This window comes from Methylorubrum populi (assembly GCA_036946625.1).
Taxonomy (GTDB): Bacteria; Pseudomonadota; Alphaproteobacteria; order Rhizobiales; family Beijerinckiaceae; genus Methylobacterium; species Methylobacterium populi_C.
Map to the genome: position 1 here is coordinate 1862810 of JAQIIU010000002.1, position 17197 is coordinate 1880006.

Consider the following 17197-nt stretch of genomic DNA (forward strand, 5'->3'; position numbering starts at 1 on the left):
AGGATCTTCCTCTCGCCTTGCCGTGGCCTGACGAAGACACGGCGGCCGGTCAAACAGGCTCTCACGCCGAACCGGTGTCCACTTCAGCGGAGAGCGCTCTAACGGAGGTAGACCGGCGGCACGCGATGCGCCTTCAGCGCCGTGGCCACCGCCCCCTCCCCGCCCGGCGCCACCACGGCACCGAGCCCCAGGGTGAACGGCAGCGGCGGCGCGCCGAGCAGGGCGAGATAGGTGTCCGGCATGTGCTGGTGCAGCGTCTCGATCAGGAACGCGATCGGCGTGCAGGCGATCGTCGGCGGCCGGACCTGCCCTGCGAGCGGGACCGGCGTCCCGATCGCCGTGTAATCGTAACCCCGCAGCCGCCACGCGGTCGCGTGCAGGGCGAGGTCGAGCAGCACGCCCCCCTGCGGGGCCGGCTGGAAGAAATCGCGAGTCGCCAGAACGTCGTCCCAGCCGTAGGGCACGCTGTCCAGGGTGTTGTAGCAGCGCGTCACCCGCCCATCGAGGGATGTGCCGGGCCCGAACAGGGCCGCGAAGGCGCCGTTGCCGGGCGTCATGCCGGCGAAGGTGGCGACCTCGGGCGTTCGGGCCGGGCCGCGGCCGGCCAGCCACAGGGCCAGGACGGGCGCGAGGGTGCCGCCGAGGCTGTGGCCGGTGATGGCCAGCGGCGCGTCCGGAGCCCAGCCGTCGATCGCCTGCACCAGGGGGGTGCCGGTCTCGTCCCGCAGCGCGATCAGACTGGAGAACCCGGCCCAGGTGCCCCCCGAGACCTGGGGACCTGTCCCGCCGGGATCGCACGGGGTCCCCGACGGCCAGGCCGCCATCGGGCCGAAGGGCGAATCCTGGCTGCCGTCCTCCCAGTAGGCCGGCGAGAACGGGTTCGGATAGGTGCCCCGGATCGCGACGGCGTAGCCGCCGCTCCGGCGGTCGCGCGCCGCGAACGCGAAGTTGACCGGGACATCCTCGGCCGCGGCGATCCAGGCGACGTCCCAGAGCCCCCGCGTCAGAGGATCCTCGTCGAGGTAGCGCGGGATGTCGGCCGGGTGCCCGTAGGCGATCCCGGCCAGGGTCATCAGTTCGGCGCGGGAGAGGGGCATGGCGCAGGCCCCATCAGCCGGTCACGACCGGGCCGCCGGCGATGGGCACCGAGTAGGCCGCGGCGGCGACCGTCGCCAACGTCTGCTGATTGACGAAGACCTGCCGCACCGTGGCGGTGACCAGGAAGGAACCGCCGCTCGAAACGTTGAGCTGAACGGAACCGCGGTTGCCCGCCGCCTCGGTCGCGGCGAGCGGAGCCGCCACCAGACTGAGCCCCGTGGCGACATATTGCACGCCGACGATGATCGTCCCTCCTGCCGGCATGAAGAATCCGATCCCCGGCGCAGCGGGGTTGTTGACGAAGGTCTGCGTGATGTCGGAAATATTCAAATTATTACTGATATAGTTGGCGGTCAGCTTGATCTTGCCGCCGGGCGGCGACGCGACGAAGGGAACGGTCGGCTTGTACTGCAACCCGAACGAGGCGCTCCCGCCGGTGTTGGTGATCTGGATGAAGGTTCCCTGCAGGATCAGCGGCACCTGCGTGAGGCCGGGAACGACCGACTCCCCCAATATCTCGAACGGCGCCAGATTGGTCCCCGCAGCCGCAGCATTCAGGGCGGCAAGGTCACCGTCGGGCAGGATTTCGTCGGGGGAAGGTGCGTGAGAGTCGGACGGGGCGATGATCAACATGGCAACAGCTCCTGATGAAGACTTCGACGCATGCCGATGAATGGCTCGACGACAGGTCCGTCCGGATGCGCCCGGAAAGACTGCAAGACCAGCGAAGCCGTGATTGTCCCGAGCACACCGCAATCCGGAAAGATCGGCCCGGGGCGGCGAATCGCTGCTCTTCACGAGCATTATACTTCGTCCGATCTATGCGCAACTCAAGGTGTAATATTTATTCGAAATTCGCGGAAATATAAATTTGAGGTTTCCATTTTTACCCGTTGACCTGCGGCCATGCGGCGTCGGCGTCCCGTGACCGAATCGCGGCCGCACGATCGACCGACGCCGCCCCCTCTTGCCCTGCCCCCTCCTGCCCCTTCGGCCATGGCGCCGCAGCGTGGATCGCCCAGGGCTCGACCTCGGGTTCACCCCCTTGCGGGTGGCCCTCAGAGCCTGTTTGACCGGCCGACGTGTCTTCGTCAGGCCACGGCAAGGCGAGAGGATAAGCCCTGCTCCCATCCTGAACCCTCATCCTGAGGTGCCGGAGCGCAGCGGAGGCCTCGAAGGGGGCTCCAGAAATCGCGCGGAACCTGGAGCACCCTTCGAGGCCGCTCACGCGGCACCTCAGGATGAGGGGCGAGAGGGGATCACCGCAGTCGAACAGGCCCTCAGAACGGCCGCTCCGGCGGCACGCGCGCGGCGGCGACCTCCTCCGGGCTCGGCCCGCGCAGGAGAGTGATGTCGGGCTCGCGCTCCACGCCGATCAGGCCGAGTCGGGCGAAGGCGTCGAGCCAGCCGTCCATCGGCCAGAGCCCGTGCCGGGCGCGGAAGCGGCGGGCGTTGCGGACGATGTCGGCGAAGTGCTGGAGCGGGGGATCGCAGGAGAGGTGGTGCTGGTGGAAGGCGGGCGGCGCACCCGCCAGCAGCACCGGCACGCCGATCTCGGCGGCGCGGAAGGCCAGATCCGTGTCCTCGGCGCCGTAGCCGTCGTAAGTCTCGTCGAAGCCGCCGAGCCGGTCGTAGGTCGCCGCGCGCACCGCGAAGGCGAGCGACCAGAACAGGCCGGCATTCTTCGTCTCCGCCACGCCGCTCTCCGGAAAATCCCGGGCCGGATGCAGGAAACCGGTGCGTGACAGCCCGGCCTCGGTCCAGCCGTCGCGCACGGCGCCGGCCGGCAGGTAGCGGATCGGCCCGCAGACCAGGGCGTCGTGCGCCGCCGCCGCCGCGGCGAGGGCCGGGACGAGGCCGGCGGAGGGGATGCAATCGACGTCGAGGAAGACGAGGACGTCGCCCCGCGCCGCCGCCCGGCCGGCATTGCGCGCGGCGGCGAGCGGCAGGCCCGGGCTCGGGAAACCGACGCGGCGCAACGGGAACGGCGTCTCCGGCAGCGGTGCCGGGTCCGAGCCCATCTCGACCACGACGCATTCGGCCGGGCCATCGCCCAGGGCAGCCCCGCGGGCGAGCCCCTCGATCAGGCGCGCGAGGTGGGCATCGCGCCCCTTGTTGAGCGTGACGACGCTGGTGGTGCTCACGGGTCTTCGTCCGGGACAGGCTTCTCTCGGGCCCGTCCTGCCAGCCTCAACCTGAAACCCGGATGAAGGCGCGGCCTCAGCGCAGCGCGATGTACCACTCGTGCGGGCCGCAGAGCCGGTCGATCATCGCCGGCTCCAACCGGAAACCGGACGGATCGTCCGCGATCAGGCCGGAGACCTGCGAGGCGTGCGCCTCCACCGCCCGGCGCTTGGCCGCGCGCTGGTCCTCGACGGCGAGGCGAAACCCCTCCGGCGCCGGTCCGACCTCGCGCTCCGGCGGCAGGGTCCAGCCCCAGACCGGGTAGGCGTAGGCCGCGATGCCGGGAAGCCGGGCGCGGGCGAGATCGACGATGGCCGCCGACGCGGTGTGGTCGCAATGGGGATCGTGCCGCCACGTCACGAACAGGGCGCCCGCCCCGGCCGCCCGGGCGATGTCGGCGATCGCATCCGCCGCCGTCTCGGCGCCCGCGCCCGCGCTCGGCACGCCGCCATCGGGCAGGCGCAGGAAGCGGACATGCCCGGGCCCGAGCCCGAGTTCGGCCATGGCCTTCACGGTCTCGGATTCGCGCAGGCTCCGCAGGCGGTCGTGCGGATAGGCCCTGGAGTTCGGATGCGAGCCGCAGCCGTCGCTGACGACGACGACGCGCACGGCGCGACCGTCTGCAAGGCCCTGCGCGATCAGCCCGCCGCAGCCGAGGCTCTCGTCGTCCGGGTGCGGCGCGACCACGACGAGGGCACGCCCCTCCGGCACCAGGGTGGCGAGATCGGCGACGGGCAAGGCCTTCACGGCCTCGAGGAAGGCGTCGGCGCGCATGGCTCCTCCTGTTCCTGTTCGGCTCTCTTGTCCTGTTCGGCTCTCTTGGCGCGGTAGCGCGCAAAACCCCTGGCGCGCAGGTCGCAGGCCGGGCAGGTGCCGCAGCCGTAGCCCCATGCGTGGCGCGTGCCCCGCTCGCCGAGATAGCAGGTATGGCTCTCCTCGACGATCAGGTCGACCAGCGCCCGCCCGCCCAGGCTTTCCGCGAGCGCCCAGGTCTGCGCCTTGTCGATCCACATCAGGGGCGTGTGCAGCACGAAGCGGCGCTCCATGCCGAGATTGAGTGCGACCTGCAGCGCCTTGATCGTGTCGTCGCGGCAATCGGGATAGCCCGAATAATCGGTCTCGCACATGCCGCCGACGATGTGGCGCAAGGACCGGCGGTAGGCGAGCGCGGCGGCGAAGGTGAGGAACGCGAGGTTGCGCCCGGGCACGAAGGTGTTGGGCAGGCCGTCCCGGGCGAACGCGATCGCGCCGTCGCGGGTCAGCGCCGTGTCGGAGATCTCGCCCAGAGCCGCGAGCGGGAGCGTGTGGTCCTGCCCGAGCCGGCGTCCCCAGGCCGGATCGAGGGCGGCCATGCCCCGCCGCAGGGCCTCGCGCCGGTCGAGCTCGACCCGGTGGCGCTGGCCGTAATCGAAGCCCAGCGTCTCGACATGCGGGAAGCGGTCGAGCGCCCAGGCGAGGCAGGTGGCCGAATCCTGGCCGCCGGAGAACAGCACCAGGGCGCCGTCGTCCCCGCCCGCCGCCGGGCTCGTGCCTGCGCTCGCCTGCGCCATCGCCTTCAATCGCCCTCGTACTCGGCCCAGGACAACGGCGTCTCGAAGATCCGCACGCTCGACAGGCCGGGGATCGCCGGCTTGGCGCGATGCCAGATCCAGGCCGCGATGTGCTCGGCGGTGGGGTTTTCGAGCCCCTCGATCTCGTTGAGGCAGTGGTGGTCGAGCCGCTCCAGGAGCGGCGCGAAGGCGCTCTCGATGTCGTAGAAATCGACCACCCAGCCGGTCCCGGCATCGACCGCCCCCGAAACCGTCAGTTCCACGCGGTAGGAATGCCCGTGCATGCGGTGGCAGCGGTGGGTTTCGGGCACGTTCGGCAGGCGGTGGGCCGCCTCGAAGGTGAACGCCTGGGTGATCTTCATGGAACTCTCGACCGTCCCGCCGACGAGGCGGGCACCGGGTTGACGGCGGCCGGCGGGTGCGACCGTCTCCGGGATATGTCACCGCCTCTGCCGAAATGCACCCTCTATCCGGTCTTCGCGGCCGCGAGCCCGCTCGCCGTGATCTACCGGCGCGGGATCAAACAACAATCGAGGCGACCGGTGAAACGGACGACATCACGCCGCTCCTTCGCGGCCAGTACGACATCGCGCTGCTCACCTACGAGAAGTTCGCGGCGGCCGCGCTTACCTCCCCCACGTGCTGCGCCGGACTGGTGTCATCGTGGTCGGCGAAGCCCAAATGATCGGCGACGAGGGCCGCGGCGCGAACTTGGAGTTCATCCTTACCCTGATCCGCATGCAGGCGGCGGATCGACGTCGAGCCTCAGATCATCGCGCTCTCGGCCGTGATCGGTGACACTAGCGGCCTCGAACGCTGGCTCGGCCATGCGACACACGGTTCGATGCACAAGGCTTCAGCGCAGGTAAGAGGGTGGGCTTAAATCGTTCCAACTGCGATTAAATTTATGGAGCGGGCGATCGGGATCGAACCGACGACATTCAGCTTGGGAAGCTGACGTTCTACCACTGAACTACGCCCGCATCCGACTGCTCTCGACGTGCAGTCGCACTTCGAAAGCCGGAAGGTGATCCCGGGAGCCGGCGGCTTCGGAAGCACCTCATTTTCATAAGCGATGGCCGGCGCCTGTCCACCCCTAAAATGCGCTCGCCGCCTCATCGGGGCGGCCGTGCCCCGGCGCTGCAGCCCGCGACCAGCCAGCAGATCAGGCCGGAGAACGGCGCCGGTCGCCAGCAGGATCGCAGCGAGGCGTACCTCCGCACGCGCCGCGGCCGTGCCGGCGGCAGCGCCTGCGCCGGCGCGGGCCAGCCAGGGCAGCAGCGCCGTGAGGCCGCCCGCCGCACCGCCGTACCAGAACGGCGAACGCAGCCCGAGCGTCTCGCCGATGAGGGCGACGAGCGCGGGCGGCAGGATCAGCAGGAGGCCGAGGGCCTGGGCGAGACCGATCACGGCCATCACCGCGAGGTCCGACAGGCCGGCGACGAGGCTGAGGAGCCCGAGCCGGCCGAACGCCTCGCGGAAGGCCGGGTCGAGGAGGATGCCGGCGCCGAGCGTCAGCGTTCCGGCGGGGATCGCCAGGATCAGGGCGAAGGCCGCGAGGAAGACGCGCCCCGGCATCGGCATCGATGGACCGGCCTCTTCGTCTCCCGTGCTTCGCCGGAGCGATAGACCCGGTGCGAGAGGCCGGCAACCGCTCCGTCCGGCGGCCGGGGTTGCCGCGCCGCGGGGACCGGATCCGGTGGGACGGGATCAGCAATCGAGGGTGGTGTCGCGCTCCCACTGGGTCAGGTGGCGGCAGTAATCGTCCCATTCCTGCCGCTTGAGCTTGAGGTAGCTCGGCACGAACGCGCCGAGCGCCTCGTTGAGGACGGAACTCGATTCCAGGGCGCGCAGCGCGTCGAGCAGGTTGAGCGGCAGGCGCTTGACGCCCTCCACCGTATGCCCGTCCGTGTACATGTTGATGTCGAGGCGCCGGCCCGGATCGCGCTGCTGCCGGATGCCGTCGAGGCCGGCGGCGAGGATGCCCGCCTGGAGCAGGTAGGGGTTGGCCGCGCCGTCGGCGAGGCGGAACTCGAAGCGCCCGCCGTCGGGGACGCGGATCATGTGGGTGCGGTTGTTGCCCGTGTAGGTCACGGTGTTCGGCGCCCAGGTCGCGCCGGAGGTCGTGCGCGGCGCGTTGATGCGCTTGTAGGAGTTCACGCACGGGTTCGTCAGCGCGGCGAGCGCGTCGGCCGAGTGGATCAGGCCGCCGATGAAGTGATAGCCCACCTGCGATAGGCCGATCTCGTCCGAGCGGTCGGCGAACACGTTCTGCCCGTCACGCCAGAGCGAGACGTGGGCGTGGCAGCCGGAGCCCGTCAGGTCCATGAAGGGCTTGGGCATGAAGGTCGCGCGGAAGCCGTGCTTCTCGGCGATCGAGCGGGTCATGTACTTGAAGAAGGCGTGCCGGTCGGCGGTGATCAGGGCGTCGTCGTAGTCCCAGTTCATCTCGAACTGGCCGTTCGCGTCCTCGTGGTCGTTCTGATAGGGCTTCCAGCCGAGGCTCAGCATCGCGTCGCAGATCTCGGTGATCACCTCGTAGCGGCGCATCAGGGCGGACTGGTCGTAGCAGGGCTTGGTCTGCCGGTCGGCGGTGTCGGCGGGCTCCGAGCCGCAGGGCGTGATCAGGAAGAACTCGCACTCGACGCCGCTCTTCATCTGCAGCCCCTCGCGGGCCGCTTCCTTGATCAGGCGCTTGAGGATGTTGCGCGGGCCCTGCTCCACCGCCTTGCCGTCCATCACGAGGTCGGCGGGCAGCCAGCCGACTTCCGGCTTCCAGGGGAGCTGGATCAGCCCCTCCGGGTCGGGCATGGCGAGAAGGTCGGCATCGGCCGGGCTCATGTCGAGCCAGGTGGCGAAGCCGGCGAACCCCGCGCCGTTGCGGCAGGTGCTGCCGATGGCGGCCGCCGGCACCAGCTTGGCGCGCTGGGTGCCGAACAGGTCGGTATAGGAGACGAGGAAGTACTTGATGCCGCGCTCCCGGGCGGCGATTTCGAGATCGTGCGTCATTGCAAGAATCCTCCCGGTGTCATCGGACCCACGTCGGTCTCACCCAAGAAAAAGGGCCGCCCCCTGAAGCTTTCGGGGGCGGCCCTCGCACGTCACAGGCCGGTCTTGCCGGGGATCCAGCCGGTGCCGGCCAGCGGCACCTGCGCCATCGCCGCGGCCTCGATGGTGAGCGCCACCAGATCCTCGGGTTCGAGGTTGTGCAGGTGGCTCTTGCCGCAGGCGCGGGCGATGGTCTGGGCCTCCAGCGTCATCACCGCGAGGTAGTTGGCGAGCCGCCGCCCGGCGAGTTCCGGATCGAGGCGCTTGGCGAGTTCGGGATCCTGCGTCGTGATGCCGGCGGGGTCGCGCCCCTCGTGCCAGTCGTCGTAGGCGCCGGCCGTGGTGCCGAGCGCCTCGTACTCGGCCTGCCAGCGGGGGTCGTTGTCGCCGAGCGCGATCAGCGCGGCGGTGCCGATGGCGACCGCGTCGGCGCCGAGCGCCAGCACCTTGGCCACGTCCGCGCCGGAGCGGATGCCGCCGGAGACGACGAGCTGCACCTTGCGATGCAGGCCGAGGTCCTGGAGCGCCTGAACCGCGGGGCGGATCGCGGCGAGCGTCGGGATGCCGACATGCTCGATGAACACGTCCTGCGTCGCGGCGGTGCCGCCCTGCATGCCGTCGAGCACCACCACGTCGGCGCCGGACTTCGCCGCCAGCGCGGTGTCGTAGTAGGGACGCGATGCGCCGACCTTGACGTAGATCGGTTTCTCCCAGTCGGTGATCTCGCGCAGCTCCTCGATCTTGATCGCGAGGTCGTCCGGTCCGGTCCAGTCCGGGTGGCGGCAGGCGGAGCGCTGGTCGACGCCGGGCGGCAGGCAGCGCATGCCGGCGACGCGCTCGGTGATCTTCTGGCCGAGCAGCATGCCGCCGCCGCCGGGCTTGGCGCCCTGGCCGATCACCACCTCGATGGCGTCGGCCTTGCGCAGATCGTCCGGGTTCATGCCGTAGCGCGAGGGCAGGTACTGGTAGACCAGCGTCTTCGAGTGGCCGCGCTCCTCCGGCGTCATGCCGCCGTCGCCCGTCGTGGTGGAGGTGCCGGCGAGGGTCGCGCCGCGCCCGAGCGCCTCCTTGGCGTTGGCCGAGAGCGAGCCGAAGCTCATGCCGGCGATGGTGACCGGCGTCTTCAGGTGGATCGGCTTCGAGGCGAAGCGGGAGCCCAGCACCACCTCGGTGCCGCAGCGCTCGCGGTAGCCTTCCAGCGGGTAGCGGCTGATCGAGGCGCCGAGGAACAGCAGGTCGTCGAAATGGGGCAGCGCGCGCTTCGCGCCGGCCCCGCGGATGTCGTAGATGCCGGTCGCCGCCGCGCGGCGGATCTCGGACATCACGTCGGGGGTGAAGGTCGCCGACAGGCGCGGCTTGGTGCGCGGAGGCTGGCGATGATCGGTCATCAGTAGGCTCCGGCGTTGTCGACGTGGAAGTGGTAGAGGGTGCGGGCCGAGCCGTAGCGGCGGAACTCGCTCGGGCTCACCTCGCCGGCGAGACCGGCGGCGGCGAGCTTGTCGGCGAGTTCCCGCAGGTGCTCGTCGCGCATCTCCTTCTCGACGCAGTCGGCACCGAGGCTCTTGACCGAGCCGCGCACGTAGAGCTTCGCCTCGTAGAGCGAATCGCCCAGCGCCTCGCCCGCGTCGCCGAGCACGGTGAGCGTGCCGGCCTGGGCCATGAAGGCCGACATGTGGCCGATCGAGCCCTTCACCACGATGTCGACGCCCTTCATCGAGATGCCGCAGCGGGCCCCCGCATTGCCGTCGATGACGAGGAGGCCGCCATGGGCCGTGGCGCCGGCCGACTGGCTGGCGTCCCCCCGCACGTGGACGAGGCCGGAGATCATGTTCTCGGCCACGCCCACGCCCGCGTTGCCGTTGACGAGAACGGTGGCGAGCTTGTTCATGCCGGCACAGTAGTAGCCGACGTTGCCCTCGATCTCGACGCTGACCGGCGCGTCGAGCCCGGCGGCGATGGCGTGACGGCCGTCGGGATGCGTGACCGTCCAGCGGGTCTCGTTGGTGTCGGGCCGCAGGGCGTGCAGGGCCCGGTTCAGCTCGCGCGGCGGCGCGGTCCGCAGGTCGAAGCTCGGCATCAGTGGCGCTCCCCGGATTCGCGTTCCCACGCGTAGACCTTGGCCGGCTCGGGCTCGAAGACGCGGGCCTTGTCGATGCCCGGCAGGCCGACCAGTGCCCGGTACTCGGAGCCGAAGGCGACGTAGTCGTCGGTCTCGGCCATCACGGCGGGCTTGCAGGCGATCGGGTCGCGCACCACGGCGAAGCCGTTCTCGGTGCCGACCACGAAGGTGAAGAAGCCGTCGAGATCGGTCAGGCTCGATTCGAGGGCCTGCTTCAGCGAGGCGCCCCCGCGCATGCGCCAGCTCAGGTAGCCGGCGGCGACCTCGGTGTCGTTCTGGGTGGCGAAGCTCAGGCCCTCGTGCCGGAGGCGGCGGCGCAGGTCGTTGTGGTTCGACAGCGAGCCGTTATGGACGAGGCACTCGTCGGTTCCGGTCGAGAACGGGTGGGCGCCGTTGGTCGTCACCGCGCTCTCGGTGGCCATGCGGGTATGGCCGATGCCGTGGGTGCCGGACATGCCCTCCAGGGCAAAGCGCTCGGCGACGGAGGCCGGCAGCCCGACCTCCTTGTAGATCTCCATGCGCTTGCCCGCGCTCACCACGTCGATGCCGGGAGCGTTGGCCTTCAGCCAGGCGCGGATCTCCGCCTCGCAGGTCGCCGGCACCGAGAGGACGGTGTGGGTGTCGCGCTCCGTGACCTCGGCAGAGAGGGCGAGCGCCTCCTCCAGCTTCGCGACCGCCGCGCGCAGGGCCGCCGGGCCGGGGCCGCGCAGGGTCAGCTTCACGCTCGCGCCGTCCGTCGCGCCGTCCGAACCGTAGACCGCGAAGCCCGCGCTGTCGGGGCCGCGATCGGTCATCGTCTCCAGCATCTTGGACAACAGCGCGCCGAGCTGCGGTTCAAGCCTCGGATTCTTGAGGAATAGTCCGACAATACCGCACATCGGCGTCGCCCCGTCCGTTCGTTCACTGTCGAAAGGATCGCACGGTGCGGCGTCGGCGTCAACTTTCAAGCACGAAAATTTCTTAAAGAGAAACGCCCTGCATCGGGAATGCAGAGGCGGGACGTTCCCTCCCGCCGTTGTCGTTCTGTGGTCCGGATCCGTCCTGGCGGGCTGCTCTTCGTCATTGCGAGGCGAAGCCGTGGCAATCCAGGGCGTGACCTCTCCGGAATAGGGGGCGCCCTGGATTGTACGTCTTGAGGGTCGGCCTTTGGCAGGTTGTGAGTGAGAAAGAGTCGACCCAAGGAGGGCAGCCGGCGCGATCGTTTGTGGATCGACTGCGAGGTCGCAAGCCATCCTGATCCGCCGGCTGCTTGTCCACGGTGTCGAGCACGAACGGTAGAGCGGGAGCGGCCCGCGCCTACAGTCCCGGCCGGCGCGCGACCTGCGCCAATCGCGCGTGCGAGGCCACCGGCGGCTACGAGCGGCCGCTCTGATCGAGGCGGCCACCGCCTCGGCCTGCCGATCCGCCGGTCCATCCCAGCCGCGCCCGGTCGTTCGCCAGGGCCAAGGCGAAGCGGTCCAAGACCGACCGGATCGACGCCGCCTTCCCGGTGGACGAGCCCGCCCCGCCGCTGCCCAGCCCGGCCCGCCCTGGCCGAGCTGATGACCCGCCTCGGGCCAGCTCAAGGATCAGCGCCAGGCCGAACAGGGCCGGGCGGAGCGGATCGAGAGCCCGATCGAACTCGGCAGCCTGAACCGGCGCCCCGTGGCCGTCCTGGTGGGCGGAGTTCCCCATCACCTGCCACAGCGGCGCGTCGAGCCGCCCGGCGAGCATCACCGGCGGGCGCAAGCCGGTGCGCGACCGCCTGTTCATGGCCGCCCTCAGCGCCCTCGTGCGAAAGTGCGTCACCACCCTCAACCCCATGATCCGCGCCGGAAAACCTTTCCAACACCCTTGACACCAGACACGCTCGATCGCTTCGCCGACGGAGGAGAGACCGAAGCATCCGCTCAAAAAGAAAGGGACGGCCGAAGCCGTCCCGATCCATCAGCGTCCGAGGAAGATCGAAGCCAGTCGCTGGAGCAGACCCCGCGGTGCGGGCGGAGGCTCGCTCTGCCCAGGACTGTCCCCGATCTAAGCGTTGGCGGCGAAGGGGTGCTGCGCCGAGTTGCGCTGCTCGGTGACCGTCGCGGCCTTCGGCTCGCCGTTCACGGCGCGCTGGATCGAGAGCTTGGTGGCCTCGTAGTTGTACTTCTGGATCTTGGCGTCGTCGGCCGCCTCCCAGTGGATGAACACGCCGACCAGCACGTACAGGTCGTCGGCCTCGTCGGCCGGGATGATGCCCTCGGCCACCGCATCCTGCACCGCCTTCGCGACGCCGTGCTGGGCCGGGCCGAACATCTGGACGGCCTGACGGGCGTCGTTGATGGTGACCTTGTTGAACATCAGCGTGTTCGGCTTGCACGGCAGGTTCGGCGCGATCACGGCGAGCAGGCTGGTGAAGCCGTGCTTGTTGTTCACGAGGCCGTTGCAGAAGGCGGTCTCGGCCGGCGAACCGCGCGGTCCGATGATGAGGTCGATGTGGGCGACCTCGTTGCCGTCGCCGACGAGAGCCTCGCCGACCTGAACCTTGGTGATCTTTGCCATTCGGGGTCTCTCCCTGGATTCCTGGAAAAAGGCCCGCCCTGAGAGAAGGCGGGGCCGGAAGCCATCCTTGTTCGCGGCGCCCGGCAGGGGGCCGAGCCGGTTAGCCCGGACAGCGGCGCGGACCCTACAGCGGGCCCTTGCGTCGAACAACCCGCGCAAGGCTCTGAAATCGGCGATTTTTTGTAAGTCGAAGGGCCTTGACGCGCGAACATTCGCCCCCCCCTCGCGGGCGAAGGCTCAGAGCCTGTTTGACGGCAGTGATCCCCTCTCGCCCCTCATCCTGAGGTGCCGCGTGAGCGGCCTCGAAGGGGGCTCCAGATCCCGCGCGGTTCCTGGAGCACCCTTCGAGGCCTCCGCTGCGCTCCGGCACCTCAGGATGAGGGTTCAGGATGGGAGCAGGATCTTCCTCTCGCCTTGCCGTGGCCTGACGAAGACACGGCGACCGGTCAAACAGGCTCTCAAACGGTCTCATACGCCATCCGGTTGATGACTTCGACCTGTCCTCCGCCCTTGCGAGGCTCGGCGCAAGCGATCCAGGGCACGCCCTTTCCGGACCTGTCGCGCCCTGGATCGCTTCGCGGCCGCTCGCGATGACGGAGGGGGGCGAAACCCGAAGCGATCAATCGGAAACGATCTCACCCCGGGCGACGAGCAGGGCGTCGAGGAACAGCGTCGCGACGGTGAAATCGGCGCTCGTGCCTGGGTTGAGGCCCGCCTGTTTCAGCAGCCGGTCGTAGGCGAGCAGCCGCTCGACCGGGGCCGCGGCGAGGTCGATCCCGGCGAGCTGCGCCTGCGCCTGCGCCCGCACCGCCTCGGCCCGCTCGGGCCCGTGCTTGCGGGCGATGTGGCTGTCGGCCACGCCGGTGAGATAGGCGAGGTGGACGGCCGTGGTGGTCCAGGGCGGGGCGAGTCCGCGCGCCCGCGCCCCGGCCAGCGCCGGCAGTCCGATCGCGAACAGGTCGCGAAACCCGTCCGCGTAGGCGCGGGCGATGCGGTCGCGCGAGGCGGCCTCGGCCATCGCCGCGCGCAGGGGCGGGAGCGGTCCTTCGCCGGCAACGTCGTGGCGCTCGGCCCTCCCGAGTCCGCCGGGACCGGCCCGGCGGATCGCCGCGAACACGTCGCGGGCATCCGAGGCGTCGAAGTCCGCCAGCACCGCCGCGAGACGCTCCGGGAACGGGCCGGCGTCCTCGGCGGCGCGGGCGAGCGGCGCGCACAGGAGCAGGATGCCGAGATTGGTGTTCTGGCCGACCGCGGCGAAGGTCGCCTCGACGCCGCCGCGCACCCGCCGCCCGACCCGCGCCCCCGATTCGGCGAGCGGCGGCGCCGACACTTCGGCGCTGGTCACGAAATCGGCCACCACCATGCGGTGGCCGGGGGCGTAGCCGTGGACGTTGCCGGGTTTCAGCGCGTCGAGTTCGGCGAGGCAGGCGGCGCGGTAGAGGTCGGCCACCGTCGCAGCCGGCAGGCCGGTGGGCGCCCTCATCCCAGTGCCGAGACCAGCCGCGGCGGGCGCATGGCGCGCACCGCGCTGAGGAAGCCGCGCGCCACCGCCCCGGCGATGTCGACCTCCGTCACCCGCTGCAGGCCCGACCATGCGGGCATGGAGTTCACCTCCAGCACGAGAAAGCCGCCTTCCCCGTCCTCGACGAGGTCGATTCCGGTGTAGTCGACGCCGATCGCGGCGGCGGCGGCTTCGGCGAGTTCGGCGGCGCGGGCCGGCACGTCCCAGGCGAAGGGACGGCCGCCCCGATGAACGTTGGTGATCCAGCCGTCGCCCTCGCGGATCATGCCGGCGATCGCCCGGCCCTCGCAGACGAAGACGCGGTAGTCGCGCCACAGCCCGTCGGCGCGGGGCACGTAGCGCTGGAGATAATAGACCCCGCTCACCATTTCCTGCGCCGGCAAATCGTCAGGGGTTTCGAGGAGCATCAGTCCCTCGCCCTGCGAGCCGAACAGGGGCTTGAGCACGATCGGCTTGCCCGGCCGGGCCTCGCGGGCGACGATCTCGGCCGCCGCCTCGCGCCGCGAGACGACGAAGGTGTCCGGGGTGGGCAGGCCCGCGCGAGCGATCAGCAGCGACGTCGCCGCCTTGTCGACCGAGCGCTCGATGGCGGTCGGTCCGTTCCAGACGGTGACGCCCGCGGCCACCAGCGCGTGGAGCACGCCGAGGCGCAGGGTGGTGGCCTCGAACGTGCCGCCGGCGATGGTGCGCAGGAGGACGCCATCCGGCAAGCCGTCCTCGAAGCCCGGGACGCGCAGCGGCTCGCCGCCGCCCGTCACGACGGCGACGTCGGCGAGGGAGAACAGCACCGGCTCGACGCCGAAGCCGCGCAGGGCTTCCCGCAGCCGCCCCTTGTGCCAATTGCCGTTGTCGGCCGCGAGCCCGATGCGCATTCGTCGTTCCAGTCGTTGGCCCTCTCCCCTGAAGCGGGAGAGGGTGGCCCCCGAAGGGGGTCGGGTGAGGGGCCGGCTCCGCACGATCCGGAAGCGTCGCTCCCCTCTCCCGCCTCGCATCGAGGCACCCTCCCCCGCTTCAGGGGGGAGGGGTGTTTGCGTGCTTGTCTTTACTACGCGAACGAAGCGTCCACGAGCCGCGGCTCCAGCCGGCCGCCGCGAAAAGTCTTGCCGGTCCTGACCGAGGTGACGATCGCCTCGGCCGGCGAGAACAGCGCGCCGTCGATCTTGTAGAAGTCGCCGTTCACCCGGGAAAAGATCTCGGCGAAGGGCGCGCCGTGATCGGCGGAGGTGGTGGAGGGGAGTTGCTCGGCGAGCCCCTTGGCGTCGGCGTCGTCGGCATCGACGAAGAGCTGGACCCGGCCGCCGTAGATGATCGCGTCGTTGGTGCGGCCCATCGCCTGGATGAAGTCCGGATGCTGTGGCGAGAGCGGGGCCGAGCCGATGCCGTCGAGGATCCTGTGCAGGTCGAAGCCGACGGTGTGGGCCTTGTGCAGCGCCACTTCCAGCACGCGGGCGACGACCTGGGTCGCGCCGGCGAGGCTCTGGGTCGGAGCGTAGATGAAGGTCACGTTCTCGGGCGCGATGCCGGTCTCGCGGGCGACCTTGTTGACCACGGAGGCCGGCGGGGCGCCGGCGGATTCGAGCACCAGGGCGGTCGCCGTCGCGTTGTCGCGGTAGCCGAGTTCGTTGTAGAGTTCCTCCACCACGGCGACCGCGCGGCCGGGGCCCGAGCCGAGGGCGAAGAAGCCGGAATCCCCCTCCTCGTCGGCGAGACTCCAGCCGGCATACTGGCTGCCGAGACAGGCCAGAACCGGGTCGGCGGAGTGGACGACGATCGAGTAGGGCCAGGAGGCGATCGGGCCGGTGGGGGCGATCGTCACCGTGCCGAGACCGCCGAGGCAGATCTCGGCGATGCGCCGGCCGGCCTCGATCGAGCCGCGGGCGTTGGCGCCGGCATCGACGGTGCGCGCGCCGTTCTCCCGGGCGACGACCAGGCGGAGCGTGGCCGCGTCAGCGACGAGGCTCTCGACCAGCGGCCCCGCCAGGGCGTTGAGGCTCGGCGCGGTCGTGTTGGAACTCATGACTGTTCTCCGTTTCCTCCAGCAGGGCGCGGACCGTCTCGATCCCCGACCGCAATTCGTTTCGGACCGCCGCCTCATCCGGCCCGGAGGCCGTCACCGTGCAGAGCGGCGCGCCGCGCTCGATGCGGCTGCCGGCCCGCGGCCGATCATGGACGCCGTTCGGCCAGTCGAGCGGCGGCACCGCCGCACAGGTGCGGGCCGCGTAACAGATCTCGGCGCCTGTCGCATCCTTCGGGACGGCCTCGATCGCAGGCATTCGACCGAGCGCGGCCTCGATATGCTGGATCAGGAGCGGCGTCGGCCGGCGGTCGAGCACGTCGAGGGTCGCGCCGGGGCGCGGGTTGATCTCGAGAAGCCACCAGCGTTCGCCGTCGATCAGCAGGTCGGCGCTGGCGAGGCCCGTCAGACCGGTCGCGCGCACGAGCCGGAGAACGGCCTCGGCGATCTCCGCGACGCGGGCCGCCGGAACCGGCCCGGCCGCGTCGCGGCCGCGGGCGAGCGCCCCGGCATAGCGGAACGGCCGCAGCGGCGAGGGCGCCTGCCACTGCTCGGTCAGCGCGAGCGGTTCGATGCGGCGCCCGTCGGACAGGACGTTCAGGGCGAAGGCGCGGCCGGGCATCCGGGCCTGGAGGTAGTGGCCGGGCGGGGCCGCGCCCGTCGCGCCGACGCGGATATGCGAACCGCCGCAGCCGCCCGCGCGCTTGAGGAGCCACCCGCTGCGCTCCGCCACCGGGCCGGCGGTGACCGCCGGATGCGGAATCGCGAGGCGCTCGCAGAGCGCGGCAAAGCGGAACGGGTCCTTCAGTGCCGCCACGACCCCGGGACTTGCGCCGAGCAGGCGGTGGCGGGCGGCGATCGCGGCGACGAGGTCCGGCGCACCCTCGAAGCCGCTGCCGAGCACGATCCCGAGTTCACTGCCGCCCGCCTCCCGCGACAGGTCGCCGAGTGCTGCCAGCACGCCGGCCCGGTCGCGGCCGCCCGCACCGAACCGGCCGGGCAGCGTGCGGTGTGCCTCGGCGAGCGCCAGGGTATCCGCGTCGCCGAACAGGTCGAGCACGAACGGCCGCAGGCCCGCCCGCCGCGCGGCCTGCGCCAGCGCCCGGCCGGACTGGGCGGCGATCAGGATTGCGCCG

General features: G+C 70.8%; 17 protein-coding genes and 1 tRNA gene. 1 reads left to right on the forward strand and 17 read right to left on the reverse strand.

The annotated features are described in order from the left end of the window. Positions 1 to 98 precede the first annotated feature (98 nt). The 7 genes from PGN25_10740 to PGN25_10770 all read right to left on the reverse strand — a co-directional run bounded on the left by PGN25_10740 (position 99) and on the right by PGN25_10770 (position 5815). Positions 99 to 1097, reverse strand: a complete 999-nt coding sequence (locus PGN25_10740; GenBank protein ID MEH3118043.1) for a lipase — start codon at positions 1095 to 1097, stop codon at positions 99 to 101. A gap of 13 nt (positions 1098 to 1110) precedes the next feature. Continuing rightward, on the reverse strand, positions 1111 to 1731 hold the full coding sequence (locus PGN25_10745; GenBank protein ID MEH3118044.1) for a hypothetical protein: 621 nt from the start codon (positions 1729 to 1731) through the stop codon (positions 1111 to 1113). 647 nt (positions 1732 to 2378) lie between these two features. Next, the gene (locus PGN25_10750; protein MEH3118045.1) at positions 2379 to 3242 is read right to left on the reverse strand and encodes a glycosyltransferase; all 864 of its coding nucleotides are present in this window, start codon (positions 3240 to 3242) and stop codon (positions 2379 to 2381) included. A 76-nt stretch (positions 3243 to 3318) separates the two neighbouring features. Continuing rightward, positions 3319 to 4056 carry a PIG-L family deacetylase gene (locus PGN25_10755; protein ID MEH3118046.1) on the reverse strand — a complete coding sequence of 246 codons (738 nt, stop codon included), beginning with the start codon at positions 4054 to 4056 and terminating at the stop codon, positions 3319 to 3321. After that, entirely contained in the window at positions 4026 to 4832 is an 807-nt protein-coding gene (gene queC, locus PGN25_10760) for a 7-cyano-7-deazaguanine synthase QueC (protein ID MEH3118047.1), read from the reverse strand. The genes PGN25_10755 and queC overlap by 31 nt, the downstream gene beginning before the upstream one ends. Positions 4833 to 4837: 5 nt before the next feature. After that, complete coding sequence (gene queD / locus PGN25_10765; GenBank protein MEH3118048.1) at positions 4838 to 5194, reverse strand: 6-carboxytetrahydropterin synthase QueD; 357 nt, start codon at positions 5192 to 5194, stop codon at positions 4838 to 4840. A 546-nt stretch (positions 5195 to 5740) separates the two neighbouring features. Further along, positions 5741 to 5815, reverse strand: a tRNA-Gly gene (locus tag PGN25_10770). A 118-nt stretch (positions 5816 to 5933) separates the two neighbouring features. On the opposite strand from PGN25_10770, the gene PGN25_10775 reads away from it, so the two are divergent. Continuing rightward, positions 5934 to 6461 carry a hypothetical protein gene (locus PGN25_10775; GenBank protein MEH3118049.1) on the forward strand — a complete coding sequence of 176 codons (528 nt, stop codon included), beginning with the start codon at positions 5934 to 5936 and terminating at the stop codon, positions 6459 to 6461. An 81-nt stretch (positions 6462 to 6542) separates the two neighbouring features. Here the strand turns inward: PGN25_10775 and glnT are convergent, their stop codons facing one another. The 10 genes from glnT to PGN25_10825 all read right to left on the reverse strand — a co-directional run bounded on the left by glnT (position 6543) and on the right by PGN25_10825 (position 17121). Beyond that, positions 6543 to 7841 (reverse strand): type III glutamate--ammonia ligase, encoded by a 1299-nt coding sequence (glnT, locus tag PGN25_10780; protein ID MEH3118050.1) that lies wholly within the window; start codon positions 7839 to 7841, stop codon positions 6543 to 6545. Positions 7842 to 7933: 92 nt separating this feature from the next. Then, complete coding sequence (locus tag PGN25_10785; GenBank protein ID MEH3118051.1) at positions 7934 to 9268, reverse strand: FMN-binding glutamate synthase family protein; 1335 nt, start codon at positions 9266 to 9268, stop codon at positions 7934 to 7936. Further along, complete coding sequence (locus PGN25_10790) at positions 9268 to 9957, reverse strand: protein glxC (protein MEH3118052.1); 690 nt, start codon at positions 9955 to 9957, stop codon at positions 9268 to 9270. Before PGN25_10790 ends, PGN25_10785 begins: the two co-directional genes overlap by 1 nt. Next, on the reverse strand, positions 9957 to 10877 hold the full coding sequence (locus tag PGN25_10795; GenBank protein MEH3118053.1) for a glutamine amidotransferase family protein: 921 nt from the start codon (positions 10875 to 10877) through the stop codon (positions 9957 to 9959). Before PGN25_10795 ends, PGN25_10790 begins: the two co-directional genes overlap by 1 nt. A gap of 475 nt (positions 10878 to 11352) precedes the next feature. Next, complete coding sequence (locus PGN25_10800; GenBank protein MEH3118054.1) at positions 11353 to 11751, reverse strand: hypothetical protein; 399 nt, start codon at positions 11749 to 11751, stop codon at positions 11353 to 11355. Positions 11752 to 12012: 261 nt separating this feature from the next. Then, complete coding sequence (fae, locus tag PGN25_10805; GenBank protein ID MEH3118055.1) at positions 12013 to 12525, reverse strand: 5,6,7,8-tetrahydromethanopterin hydro-lyase; 513 nt, start codon at positions 12523 to 12525, stop codon at positions 12013 to 12015. A gap of 619 nt (positions 12526 to 13144) precedes the next feature. Then, entirely contained in the window at positions 13145 to 14008 is an 864-nt protein-coding gene (locus PGN25_10810) for a triphosphoribosyl-dephospho-CoA synthase (GenBank protein MEH3118056.1), read from the reverse strand. After that, on the reverse strand, positions 14005 to 14919 hold the full coding sequence (locus tag PGN25_10815; protein MEH3118057.1) for a RimK family alpha-L-glutamate ligase: 915 nt from the start codon (positions 14917 to 14919) through the stop codon (positions 14005 to 14007). Before PGN25_10815 ends, PGN25_10810 begins: the two co-directional genes overlap by 4 nt. A 173-nt stretch (positions 14920 to 15092) precedes the next feature. Continuing rightward, complete coding sequence (mch, locus tag PGN25_10820; GenBank protein ID MEH3118058.1) at positions 15093 to 16064, reverse strand: methenyltetrahydromethanopterin cyclohydrolase; 972 nt, start codon at positions 16062 to 16064, stop codon at positions 15093 to 15095. Then, on the reverse strand, positions 15994 to 17121 hold the full coding sequence (locus tag PGN25_10825; protein ID MEH3118059.1) for an ATP-grasp domain-containing protein: 1128 nt from the start codon (positions 17119 to 17121) through the stop codon (positions 15994 to 15996). Before PGN25_10825 ends, mch begins: the two co-directional genes overlap by 71 nt. Between the last annotated feature and the right edge of the window lie 76 nt (positions 17122 to 17197).

Bases quoted from the DNA above. Each gene is read 5' to 3' on its own strand.
- glnT (MEH3118050.1), bottom strand. From the start codon at position 7,841: ATGACGCACGATCTCGAAATCGCCGCCCGGGAGCGCGGCATCAAGTAC.
- PGN25_10815 (MEH3118057.1), bottom strand. From the start codon at position 14,919: ATGCGCATCGGGCTCGCGGCCGACAACGGCAATTGGCACAAGGGGCGG.
- queD (MEH3118048.1), bottom strand. From the start codon at position 5,194: ATGAAGATCACCCAGGCGTTCACCTTCGAGGCGGCCCACCGCCTGCCG.
- PGN25_10755 (MEH3118046.1), bottom strand. From the start codon at position 4,056: ATGCGCGCCGACGCCTTCCTCGAGGCCGTGAAGGCCTTGCCCGTCGCC.
- PGN25_10795 (MEH3118053.1), bottom strand. From the start codon at position 10,877: ATGTGCGGTATTGTCGGACTATTCCTCAAGAATCCGAGGCTTGAACCG.
- fae (MEH3118055.1), bottom strand. From the start codon at position 12,525: ATGGCAAAGATCACCAAGGTTCAGGTCGGCGAGGCTCTCGTCGGCGAC.
- mch (MEH3118058.1), bottom strand. From the start codon at position 16,064: ATGAGTTCCAACACGACCGCGCCGAGCCTCAACGCCCTGGCGGGGCCG.
- PGN25_10740 (MEH3118043.1), bottom strand. From the start codon at position 1,097: ATGCCCCTCTCCCGCGCCGAACTGATGACCCTGGCCGGGATCGCCTAC.
- PGN25_10800 (MEH3118054.1), bottom strand. From the start codon at position 11,751: ATGAACAGGCGGTCGCGCACCGGCTTGCGCCCGCCGGTGATGCTCGCC.
- PGN25_10810 (MEH3118056.1), bottom strand. From the start codon at position 14,008: ATGAGGGCGCCCACCGGCCTGCCGGCTGCGACGGTGGCCGACCTCTAC.
- PGN25_10790 (MEH3118052.1), bottom strand. From the start codon at position 9,957: ATGCCGAGCTTCGACCTGCGGACCGCGCCGCCGCGCGAGCTGAACCGG.
- PGN25_10785 (MEH3118051.1), bottom strand. From the start codon at position 9,268: ATGACCGATCATCGCCAGCCTCCGCGCACCAAGCCGCGCCTGTCGGCG.
- PGN25_10745 (MEH3118044.1), bottom strand. From the start codon at position 1,731: ATGTTGATCATCGCCCCGTCCGACTCTCACGCACCTTCCCCCGACGAA.
- PGN25_10775 (MEH3118049.1), top strand. From the start codon at position 5,934: ATGCGCTCGCCGCCTCATCGGGGCGGCCGTGCCCCGGCGCTGCAGCCC.
- queC (MEH3118047.1), bottom strand. From the start codon at position 4,832: ATGGCGCAGGCGAGCGCAGGCACGAGCCCGGCGGCGGGCGGGGACGAC.